9 protein-coding genes are annotated in these 10,850 nt (G+C 75.3%); 3 read left to right on the forward strand and 6 right to left on the reverse strand.

What is annotated here, in order from left to right:
- Both ABZ914_RS37530 and ABZ914_RS37535 read right to left on the reverse strand, forming a co-directional pair.
- Positions 1-2,134, reverse strand: a 2,134-nt coding sequence (locus tag ABZ914_RS37530) for a hypothetical protein (protein WP_500199145.1), incomplete at its 3' end; no start/stop codon positions are given.
- A gap of 66 nt (positions 2,135-2,200) precedes the next feature.
- The gene (locus ABZ914_RS37535; RefSeq protein WP_500199147.1) at positions 2,201-3,448 is read right to left on the reverse strand and encodes a M20/M25/M40 family metallo-hydrolase; all 1,248 of its coding nucleotides are present in this window, start codon (positions 3,446-3,448) and stop codon (positions 2,201-2,203) included.
- A 177-nt stretch (positions 3,449-3,625) separates the two neighbouring features.
- Here ABZ914_RS37535 and ABZ914_RS37540 point away from each other — a divergent pair, with 177 nt between their 5' ends.
- Positions 3,626-4,393, forward strand: coding sequence for a GNAT family N-acetyltransferase (locus ABZ914_RS37540; RefSeq protein WP_190868797.1), 768 nt, complete (start codon positions 3,626-3,628; stop codon positions 4,391-4,393).
- Complete coding sequence (menC, locus tag ABZ914_RS37545) at positions 4,393-5,505, forward strand: o-succinylbenzoate synthase (protein ID WP_500199150.1); 1,113 nt, start codon at positions 4,393-4,395, stop codon at positions 5,503-5,505. Before ABZ914_RS37540 ends, menC begins: the two co-directional genes overlap by 1 nt.
- Before the next feature lie 73 nt (positions 5,506-5,578).
- Here menC and ABZ914_RS37550 read toward each other — a convergent pair whose 3' ends face one another.
- The 4 genes from ABZ914_RS37550 to ABZ914_RS37565 are packed head-to-tail and all read right to left on the reverse strand — an operon-like array spanning position 5,579 to position 10,180.
- On the reverse strand, positions 5,579-6,364 hold the full coding sequence (locus ABZ914_RS37550; RefSeq protein WP_500199152.1) for a serine hydrolase: 786 nt from the start codon (positions 6,362-6,364) through the stop codon (positions 5,579-5,581).
- 58 nt (positions 6,365-6,422) lie between these two features.
- Positions 6,423-7,829 (reverse strand): SLC13 family permease, encoded by a 1,407-nt coding sequence (locus tag ABZ914_RS37555; RefSeq protein WP_500199154.1) that lies wholly within the window; start codon positions 7,827-7,829, stop codon positions 6,423-6,425.
- 49 nt (positions 7,830-7,878) lie between these two features.
- On the reverse strand, positions 7,879-9,474 hold the full coding sequence (locus tag ABZ914_RS37560) for an N-acyl-D-amino-acid deacylase family protein (protein WP_500199156.1): 1,596 nt from the start codon (positions 9,472-9,474) through the stop codon (positions 7,879-7,881).
- 13 nt (positions 9,475-9,487) lie between these two features.
- Positions 9,488-10,180: a MurR/RpiR family transcriptional regulator gene (locus tag ABZ914_RS37565; protein ID WP_433149471.1), complete on the reverse strand. Its 693-nt coding sequence runs from the start codon at positions 10,178-10,180 to the stop codon at positions 9,488-9,490.
- 270 nt (positions 10,181-10,450) lie between these two features.
- Here ABZ914_RS37565 and ABZ914_RS37570 point away from each other — a divergent pair, with 270 nt between their 5' ends.
- Positions 10,451-10,822: a DUF4267 domain-containing protein gene (locus tag ABZ914_RS37570; RefSeq protein ID WP_500199159.1), complete on the forward strand. Its 372-nt coding sequence runs from the start codon at positions 10,451-10,453 to the stop codon at positions 10,820-10,822.
- Positions 10,823-10,850 lie beyond the last annotated feature (28 nt).

Consider the following 10,850-nt stretch of genomic DNA (forward strand, 5'->3'; position numbering starts at 1 on the left):
CGGCGGCGAGCACCTCCAGGGCCGCGGCGCCGGACGCGTCCCACTCCGCGCGGGCGAGGTCGCCGAGCACCGGCCCGACCTCCTCGACCAGGCGCGGTGCGGCGCGCCGCCGCGCCGTCCTGGCGGGCGGGACCTCCTCCGGCACCGGCGCTTCGGGCGGCCGGGTGCCGGGAAGCGCGTCCACCCACGCGCGGAACGCGCGGTCCAGTTCCTCGCCGGGCGCCTCGTTGAACCGCGCCGCGATCTCCGAGACCCGCCAGCCGCGCGACTGCGGCCGCAATGGGCTGACCTCCGCGTTGGCGACGAGGACGCCCTTGCGGTCGTAGAGGCCGAGCAGGGCGACGCGCCCCTCGCGGGCGTCCTCGATGTACATGGGCCCGGCGATGCAGTTGCCCATGTAGTCCGACCACTCGGCCAGGTCGCGCGCGTTGCGGGCCACCCGCACCCGGACCCCCGCGCCGGGCACGGCCGCCCCGTCGGCGGCGACCAGGGGCGGCGGCACCTTGAAGTCGCCGGTCAGCGCCGCGCGGATCGCCGTTCCGGCGGCCAGCCCGTCGGTGAACGCGGTCCAGGTGCGCGCGCCCTTCGGCGGGGCGCCGCCGAGCTCGACGAGCTGCGCGGCGCCGGACACGGCGAGCGTCACCGAGCCGAGCCGGGGCGTGAGCGGCTCTGGGTCCTCCGGCGGCGGGTCGTGGTCGAACCAGGGGGCGCCGGTCCCGTTCACCGAGCGCGCCGCGTCGTGCCCGTGCAGCCGGGCGAGCGCGTCGATCAGGTCGACGTACCAGAGCAGGTCGCCGGCGAGCTCCTCGCGGTCGCGCAGCGGCCCGCGGTCGCCGAGGAGCGGGCCGGTCCACGGCGGGATGCCGTCCCACTCGGCGGGCGGGCGCGCGTCGCTGTACCCGGCCGCGTCGCGCCAGGCCCCGAGGCCGGTCGCGCCCCAGTCGCGCAGCACGTCGGCGCGGTGCCCGATCATCCGCTCCATCACCGTCTCGACGGTCTCGATGACGAGGAGGGCGAACTCCCGCGCGCGCGTCAGCCGCGGTTTGACGAAGCCGATGAGCCGCGCGTCGACCGGCCCCCCGGCGGACAGCCTGCGGTGGATCTCGCCGGCGTGGACGGTGGGCCGGGAGGGCAGCCCGCCGTCGCGGCGGCGGCCGTCGGCCCACGCGGGGCACTGCTCGACGACGGCGGCGAGGAGGGGCGCGCTGCGGGCCAGGCCCTCCTCGTAGCCGTGGTCGGCGACGGCGACGGCCGTCCGGAGCAGCGCGGTGGCGGCGATCGCGTCCTCGAAGGCCCGGACGAGCTGTTCGCGCCAGTAGCCGTCGGGCGGGATCCACCGCGCGGCGTCGGCGAGCGTCGGCTCGCCGGCGCCCAGCGTCCGCATCATCCAGCCGACGACCAGGTCGTCCTCGTGGCGGGCGCGGCGTTCGCGCAGGTCGGAGAGCCGGTCGCGGCGGCCCTGCGTGGCCATGCGGCGGGCGCGGCGGCGGGCCCGGTCCCGCTGGTCGAGGACCAGCGACCACAGGTCGAGGAGCAGGTCGAGCCGGCGCGGGCGCGGCACCCCCTCGAACGCCCGGCCCAGGTACCCGGCGAGCACGGACGGCGGGCCCGGCACGGCGGTGCCGGGGCCGTCCAGGCCGAGGACGCGCTCCAGCTGCTCGGGCCCGAGGACGTCGCTCGCGGCGGACGCCAGGTGCAGCGCGGCCCAGCGCCCGTCCGCGGCCGCCTTCGCCGCCGCCGCGCCCACCCGCCGGGTGACCGAGGGGCCGAACAGCGCGACGAGGAACCCGGCCCGGTCCCCCAGCCGTCCCGCGTTCTCCGGCCCGAGCACCCGCAGCGCGGCGAGGACCGCGTCGCGCTGGTCGCCGCGCGCCCCGTCCAGCCGGGCCGACCGGAACCCGGCGCCGAGGTCGACGCCCGCGCCGGCGGCCGTCGCCCCGCCCGCCTCGACCAGCGCGGACAGCTCCGCGAGCGCGCGCCGGACGTCCTCGGCGGCGGCGTCGGCGGGGCCCAGCGCGACGGCCGCGCCGGGCCGCTCGGACGGGCCGCCGGTGACCCGCTCCGGACCGGACGGACCGGCCGTCCACGCGGCCAGGTCCGAGGCCACCACGCCGCCCGCGAGCCGAACCTTCACGCCGGTGATTCTGCTCGCCCCGCCCCGGCCCGTCGACCCGATTTCCGCCGGTTCGCCGGTTCCGGGTCAGGGCCGGTACGGGACGGCGAAGAGGGCGGCGAGGAGCGCGGCGCAGCGGGCCAGGTCGGCGGCCTGGATGTGCTCGTCGGCGGCGTGCGCGCCGCGCCCGCGCGGGCCGAGGCCGTCGAGCGTGGGCAGGCCGCGCGAGCCGGGCAGGTTCGCGTCGCCCGCGCCGGCCGCCGGACGGCCCTGGACGGTCTGGCCGAGCGCGGCGCCGACCTCCGCCAGGTGCGCCAGCAGCGGGTTGGCGGGGTCCTCCGGCCAGGTCGGCCGGGACGTCAGCACGTCGGCCTCCACCTGCGCGCCGTCCCGGACCGGGCGGGCGCCGCGCAGCGCGTCCAGCATCCGGCGCTCGGATCCGGCGTCGGTAAAGCGGAGGCCGATCTCCGCCCAAGCGTCCCCGGCGACCACGTTGGCGCGGCGGCCGCCCTCGATCCGGCCGATGTTGAGCAGGGTGGTGCCGTCGTCCGGCACGGCGGCGCGGACGGCGGCGAGCTGGTCGAGCAGCTCGTCGATCGCGGACACGCCGCGCCAGGGGTCCAGGGCGGCGTGCGCCTCGCGGCCCCGGACGCGCAGCGCGACGCGGGTGCTGCCGCGCCGCGCGGACTTCAGCGCGCCGTCGGGATGCGGCGACTCCAGCCCGATGACCGCCGCCGCGCCGTCCATCTCGGCCTCGACGAGGTCGCGTCCGGTGGGGCTGCCGACCTCCTCGTCGGCGACGACGACCGCGCGGACGGGCGCGGGCACGGCGATCCCGGCGGCGTCGAGGGCCTGGAACGCCGTCTCCAGCGCGACGAGGCCGCCCTTCATGTCGAAGACGCCGGGGCCGGTGATGGTCGTGCCGTCGTCGGTGTAGGGCATGTCGGCCAGGCGCCCGACCGGCCAGACGGTGTCGTAGTGGCCGACGACGAGGAGGTGCCCGGGTCCCTCCGGCCCCCAGGAGGTGACCAGGTGGTCGCCGCTCGGGGACGGCACCCGCCGCACCCGCCCGCCGGCGGCGGCCTGCCCGGCCTCGACCAGGTCGGCGCAGCGGGCCAGCGCGTCGGCGTCGCCGCTGGGCGACTCGGCGAGCGCGTACTCGCGCAGGCGGGCGCGCGCGGCGTCCAGCAGGTCGGCGGCGGCCCCGGTGATGCGGGCCGCGCCGTCGGGGTCGAGCACGGCGGGGCCGGACGCTGCGGGGTCGGACGCTGCGGGATCGGTCGGGGTGGCGTCGGACGGGGTGGGGTCGGACGGGGTGGGGTCGGGCGGGGTCATGTCCCTCCAGGGCCTGGAAGATCATTGACGAACATACGGATCGTATAACCGTCATGATCGCGGCGATATTTGACGCTGACAAGGCGTGATGCTACAACGAGGACATAGATCTACAACATATCTAGGTCAGGACATGTGCTGACAGTAAGCGATGCGATGCCTGTGAGATCCCCGGCCGTGCACGTGCGGCCCCTGTCCGGACCCGCGGAGATGCGCGCCGCGGTGGCCCTCTACCGCGAGGTCTTCCGGCTCGGCGCGACCGACCCCGCGGTCAGCCCCCGCCTGCTCATCTCCCTCGCGCACAACGGCGGCTCGGTCGTCGGCGCGTTCGACGGCGACGACCTCGTCGGGTTCGCCTACGGCTTCGGCGGCGTCGACCCGGCCGGCCGCGTCTACCACTACTCGCAGATGGCCGCCGTCCGCGACGACCAGCAGGGCCGCGGCGTCGGCCGCGCCCTCAAGCTCGGGCAGCGCGAGCAGGTGCTCGCCACCGGCGTCACCGCGATGCGCTGGTCGTTCGACCCGGTCCGCACCCGCAACGCGCACTTCAACCTCGACGTCCTCGGCGCGGTCGCGCGCTGGTTCGAGCCGAACCTGCTCGGCGTCGAGGACGTCGGCCGCGACCGCGGCATGCGCACCGACCGGCTCATCGTCGAATGGGACCTGACCGCCGACCTCCCCGCCGCGCGGGACCGGGCGCCGAAGCCGCCGCCCGTCGGCTGGGGCGAGACCGCCCGCGACGGCGACGCCGTCCTGTTCGGCCTGCCCAGCGACTGGGAGGCGCACGTCGCCGCCGACCGGGACGCCTCCGTCGCGCTCCGCGAGCGGGTCGCCGACGTCATGGGCCGCCTCATCGAAGGCGGCCGCGCCGCCGTCTCGTGCGAGGTCGCCGGCCGCGACACCGCCGTCTACCGGTTCGTCCCCGACCCGCAGGAGAAGCACTGATGCCCGCCGTCGCCGCCGTCGAGGCGTTCCGGCTGAGCCTGCCGCTCGTCCACACCTTCCAGACCAGCTCGCACCGCAAGTCGCACCTGGAGCACATCGTCGTCCGGGTGACGGACGACGGCGGCGCGACCGGCTGGGGGGAGATCGCCTCGCCGAGCGACCCGTACTACTGCCCCGAGACCGCCGACACCTGCTGGATGATGCTGCGCCGCTACCTCGCGCCCGCGCTCGTCGGCACCGAGTGGGACCACCCGTCCGAGGCGGGGCGCGCGTGGGCGCGGATCCGCGGCCACCACTTCGCCAAGGCCGGGCTCGACATCGCCTGCTGGGACCTGTGGGCGCGCGCGTCCGGCACCTCGCTCGCCGCCGCGCTCGGCGGCACCCGGCGGGGCATCGCCGCCGGTGTCAGCCTCGGCATCGAACCGACCGTCGACGACCTGCTCGCGCAGGTGGAGCGGCACGTCGCGGACGGCTACCGGCGCATCAAGCTGAAGATCGCGCCCGGCTGGGACGTCGCGCCGACCCGCGCCGTCCGGGAGGCGTACCCGGACCTCGCCGTCCAGGTCGACGCCAACGGCGTCTACCCCGAGACGCTGGAGGCGCTCGCCACCATGCGCGAGCTGGACGTCCTCGGCCTGCTGCTCATCGAGCAGCCGTTCGCGCCGGGCGCGCTCGCCGCGCACGCCCGCCTCGCCGCCACGATCGGCACCCCCGTCTGCCTGGACGAGTCCGTCGACGACCTGGACCAGCTCGACACCGCGATCGCCCTCGGCGCCGGGAGCATCCTGAACGTCAAGGTGTCGCGGATGGGCGGCCTCACGGCGGCGCGCACGGCGCACGACCGGGCCGTGGCGGCCGGCTGGCAGGTGTGGTGCGGCGGCATGCACGAGTTCGGCGTCGGCCGCGCCGCGAACGTCGCGATCGCGTCCCTGCCCGGCTTCGACCTGCCCAGTGACGTGTCCGGCTCGGACAAGTACTACGCGCACGACATCGTGGCCCCGCCCATCCGCGCGACCGACGGCATGGTCCCCGTCCCCACCTCCCCCGGCCTGGGTCACGAGGTGGACGAGTCCCTGATCCGCGCCCAGGCGAGCGACACCTTCCGCACCTGACCTCCGTCGAGCCGCGGCGGGTCGTCGCCATGAGCAGTGCTTCATGGCGACGACCCGCCGCGGCTCAAGGAGTTCAGAGGAGGCCGGTGGCGCTGTAGACGGCTCGGCCGGTGTCCGCGATCAGAGTGGCGGCGTCGGCCTCGGACGCGATGCCCTCCGTCATGGCGACGAGGACGATCGGGTCGCGGTCCTTCGGCAGGACGATCCCGGCGTCGTGGCAGACGGACGCCAGCTCGCCCGTCTTGTGGGCCAGCGTCACGCCCGGCGGGAGGTGCCGGGGCAGGCGGTCGTTGAGCTGCTGGCGGGCCAGCGCGTCGAGCGCGAACGCGGTGCCCTCCTCGCCGAGGAACTCGCCCCTGACCAGGCCGGTCAGCAGGGCCGCCACGTCCGCCGGGGTCGTGACGTTCTCGTCGCCGCGCGCGCGGGCCGCCGCGTCCATCATCACCCGGGCCAGCACGGTGGAGCGCAGCCCGTGCCGGGCGCACCAGGCGTTCACCGCGTCCATCCCGACCAGGTCGATCAGCAGGTTCGTCGCGGTGTTGTCACTGACGATGATCATCAGGGTGAGCAGGTCGCGGACGCTGAACTCCGCCGCGTCCGCGAGGTCCTTGATGACGCCGCTGCCCGGGACGCGGGCGTCCGGCGGCGCCGGCAGCCGGTCATCGAGGGGCCGGCCGCCGGACTCGGCCTCCGCCAGCACCGCCGCCATGACCGCGATCTTGATCACCGACGCGGAGGTGAAGCGGTGGTCCGCGTTCACCTCCGCGCGCTCGCCGGACCCGAGGTCGTGCGCGACGACGCCGAGCGTCCCGCCCAGGCGGGACGCCCGCCGCACCAGTTCGTCCAGTTCGTCGCGCACGTCAGACCTCCGGGGAGCAGGGCCGCCCCGGGACGGCCCCGGGGCGGCTTCGTCGGGACTAGAGCAGGATCGCGAAGAGGACCAGGAATCCCGCCGTGTTCGCGACCATGATGGCCCAGCCGTTGAACAGCATCATCCGCAGATCGCTGGACCGGGCGAGACCCATCTGCCCCATCATGTCCGCGGTGGGGTACGGGCCGAGCTGGTCGATCTGCGCCGTCCCGAGCAGCGACACCGCCCACGCCGCGGGCGGCACGCCCAGCGACGTCACCAGCGGCCCGAACAGCTTGTTGATCAGGACGACCTGGGCGACCGCGGCGCCCGGCACCGCGTGCACGTACCCGAGCAGGACCACCAGCAGCAGGAACACGTACGGGCCGACGTCGGGCATGACGCCCTTGAGGTGCTCGAAGATCGTGTCGAACGCGCCGGTCTTCTGCACCAGGGTCAGCAGCGGGTCCAGCAGCCAGAACAGCATGAACAGCCAGATCAGCCGGGCCGCGCCCGCGTAGACGGCCTCCGCCGTCCCCTTCGCGCCGAGGCCGCCGGCCAGGCCGGTCGCGGCGGCGGTGACCACCATGACGACCAGCGCGTAGGAGTAGCCCGCCTTGACCCACACGCCGTACACGGCCAGCGCGACCAGCACGCCGATGAAGGCGAGCGCGGCCCACTGCCCGCGCTTGTTCGGCGCGGCGTCCGCGTCGTCGTCGCGCGCGGCGTCCTCCGGCGCGTACTCCTGGTCGGTGTGCTTCTGGATCCAGCGGGCCATGAAGAACCCGGTCACGATGGTGATCGCGCCGACCGGCAGGCCCGCGTGCAGCAGGTAGTCGCCGTACGACAGCTTCGCCGCGGCGGTGATCGTCACGACCGGCGGGGTGAACGGGCCGAGCATCAGCCCGGCCGCGCCCGACGCGTGGAACATCGCCGCGACGGCCGGGGGCCGCCAGCCCATCCGCGCCGCGATCGGGATGACGATCGGCGCGATGATCGCGTTGCCGCCCGCGAGGGTGCCGAGGGCGCCCACGATGACCAGCGACGACACCATGACGCCGAGCTGGACGCGGGTGGGGGTGCTGAGCCCGATGCGGCCCATCACCGTCCGGACGAGGGTCTGCGCGGCGCCGGTCTCCTGCGCGACGTGGCCGAGGCCGGCGCCGAGCAGGATGATCAGGCCGATCACCGCGACCAGCGACCCCATGGAGGTGGCGAGCTGCGTGCCGAGCGGGACCGGCCCGGTCCTGGTCATGATCGCCGCGACGATGACGGCGCCGATGGTGGCCAGCACGACGTCCACGCCGAGCAGGGCCAGCACCGCGTACATGATGATCGGGACGAGGCCCCAGAGGCCGGCCTCGCCGCCGGCGACGGCGAGGACGATGCCCGCGACGACGCAGACCGCGAAGCAGGCCACCGAGGTGAGCTGCCTGCGGTCCAGCCGTCCGGGGGGCGAGATGGCGCTGCTCAAAAGCGCTCCTGTTCAACGGGGATCCGGGGGGATCCGGTAAACGACGTGCTCAGCCGGCACGGCGCAGCACGCGTCCGGGACGCGCGCCGGTGGCCGTGCCGTCGCGCAGCACGGGGACGCCGCGCACGAGCACGTGCCGCACACCCGTGGCGAGCCGCCAGGGGTCTGCGAAGTCGGAGGTGTCGGCCACCGCGGCCGGGTCGAACACGGCGATGTCGGCGACGCGGCCCGCGCGGAGCTCGCCGCGGTCGGCCAGCCCGAGCCGCGCGGCGGGGAGGGAGGTCATCTTCCGGACGGCCTCGGGCAGCGTGAGCAGCCGGTCCTCCCGCACGTAGCGGCCGAGGACGCGGGCGAACGTGCCGAAGCTGCGCGGGTGCGGGCGGCCCTCGCCGGACGGGGCGAGGGTCCAGCCGTCGCTGGCGACGCTGACCAGCGGGTGCGCGAGGACGGCCGCCACGTCGGCGGCGGACATCGCGTGGTTGACGATCGAGACGGTCGCGCGGTGCGCGGCCAGCAGCTCGAGCGCCGCCTCCGCCGAGTCCATGCCGGTCTCGGCGCCGATCTCGGTGAGGCTGCGGCCGGTGAACCGGGAGTACGGGCCGTCCGGCAGCTCCGCGACGACGACGCCGGCGGGGTCGATGTCGCGGCCGAAGCGGGCGCGCAGCTCCGCCGCGATCCGGTCCCGGGTGGAGCGTTCCATCAGCCGTTCGAGCAGCCGGGCCGCGCCGCCGTCCATCGCCCAGCCCGGCAGCCGGGACGTCAGCGTCGTGGACGACGCCGTGTAGGGGTACACGTCGGCGGTGACGTCCACGCCTCCGGCGCGGGCCGCCTCGATCTTCGCGAGCGCCTCGCGGACCGTCCCGTGGTTGGCCGGCCCCATCGCCTTCAGGTGCGAGATCTCCAGCCGCACGCCCGACCGGCGCGCCGTGTCCAGCGCCTCGTCGACCGCGGCGAGCAGCTCGTCGCTCTCGTTGCGCATGTGCGTGGAGTAGAGGAGCCCGTGCCGCGCGGCCTCGGCGGCGAGCGCGGCGACCTCGCCGGACGACGCGTACGACCCGGGCGCGTAGATCAGCCCGGTGGAGAAGCCGAACGCGCCCTGCTCGGCGGCGGCCGCCAGCAGCGACCGCATCGCCGCCAGCTCGTCGCCGGTGGCGGGCCGCTCGTCCGGGCCCATCACGAGCGTCCGCAGCGCCTGGTGCCCGACCTGCGTCGCCAGATTGATCGCGGGCCGTTCCAGGTCGACGGCGCGGGCGTAGCCGTCCAGGTCCGTCCACTGGAAGTCGACGCCGGACGCGAGGAACCCGGCGGCGCCGCGCAGCTCCTCCGCCGCGGCGACCGGGAACGGCGAGAACCCGCAGTTGCCGCCGAGCAGCGTCGTCACGCCCTGGTACACGGCCGTGTCGGCGGCCGGGTGCTCCTGGACGGTGAAGTCGGCGTGCGAGTGCAGGTCGATGAAGCCGGGCGCGACCACCAGGCCCGTGGCGTCCAGCTCCGGGCCCTCGTGCGTCTTGCCGGGCGGGACGACGTCCTGGACGCGGCCCTCGCGCACCACCACGTCGGCGCGCCGCGCCGGCGCGCCGGTGCCGTCCAGCACCTCGCCGCCGGTGATGACGACATCGTCCGTCTCGCCCGTCGTGTGTCTCATGGGTGCGCGCCCCTCATTCGTCGGAGTAGATGGCCAGGGCGTGGGCGAGCCCCTCGCGCCTGGCCAGCCGCCGGCGCGCGCCCTTCGCGCTGGCCGCGGTGAGCGTGGCCAGCGCGTGCACGACGGCGGAGATCGCGGTCGGGGAGTCGGCGAACGACGCGCTTCCGGTGCCGACCACCACGGTGGTGTGCGCCGCGGCGGCGAGCGGGCTGCCCGCGTCGTCGGTGATGGCCACGACGTGCCCGCCGGCCGCGGCGAACTCACGCGCCACGACGATGGTGGGACGGGCGTAGCGGCGGAACGAGAACGCGATGAGCACGTCGGTGGGCCGCACGTCGCTGAGCACGTCGATGGCCCGGACGGCGCCCTCGTCGATCAGGCTGACGCCGGCGAGGCTGGCCGACAGCTCCAGGTGCAGGAGGGTCGCGTGCGCGCGGCTCTTGGCGCTGCCGAGGACGAACCGGCGCCGGGCCGCGACGACCCGTCCGGCGGCCTGCTCCAGCGTCCCGTCGGCCTGCAGCGCGGCCATGGTGCGCTCCAGGTTGGCGCGGTCGGCCTCGACCACCGCGTTCAGCAGCACCGAGGCCGAGGACTGCCGCCGCAGGCGGGCGCCGTAGCGGGCGTCCGGGCTGCTCAGCCGGCGGTTCTCGGCGGCCGCCTCGGCCTGGCGGTCCGCTGCCGGAGGCCGGGGGGACTCCTCGCTCACGACCCTCTCCCGTCCATGGATACGTAACCTATGTTGCCGCGCCCTGTTTCTAGCAGTATGGCGCAGCGCACGTCAATGATGCTGCTCATCCAAATCTATGCAGGTCATCCCGGGGAGACCAAATGACCGGTCTCCGCTGGCGATATGGAACGTATCTCCCTTACGTCGGGGAGCTTGTGGCGACAATTCTTCTAGCAGCGCTAGAACTCCTGCTTTTGCTCTGTTAGTGTCGACCTCGTTCCTAGCAGCGCTAGAAGTTGGAGCCTCGCCATGCTGACCCCCATCGCCTACGGACTCGCCACCGTCCTCAGCCTCCTGGTCCTGTTCATCGGCGTCCGTTTCCTCGTCTCCCCGCGCCCGGCGGCGGCCGGCTACGGCGTGCCCGCCAAGGACGGCGGCGATGCCGCCTACCTGGCCATCAAGGGGGTACGCGACGCGACCTTCGGCGTCCTCGGCCTGGCCCTGCTCGCCTTCTCCACCGCGCACGCCGCCGGCTGGTACATGCTCGTCGTCGCCCTCGCCCCGCTCGGCGACACGCTCATCGTCCTGCGCTTCGGCGGGACGAAGGCGGTCGCGTTCGGCATCCACTTCGCCACCGCCGTCACCGTCCTCGTCAGCGCCGCCCTCCTCTTCGCGATCTGAGAGCGCGGGTGGCCGGGACGCCCGGCGC

Origin of the sequence: Spirillospora sp. NPDC046719, assembly GCF_040645715.1 — a bacterium.
Taxonomy (GTDB): Bacteria; Actinomycetota; Actinomycetes; order Streptosporangiales; family Streptosporangiaceae; genus Spirillospora.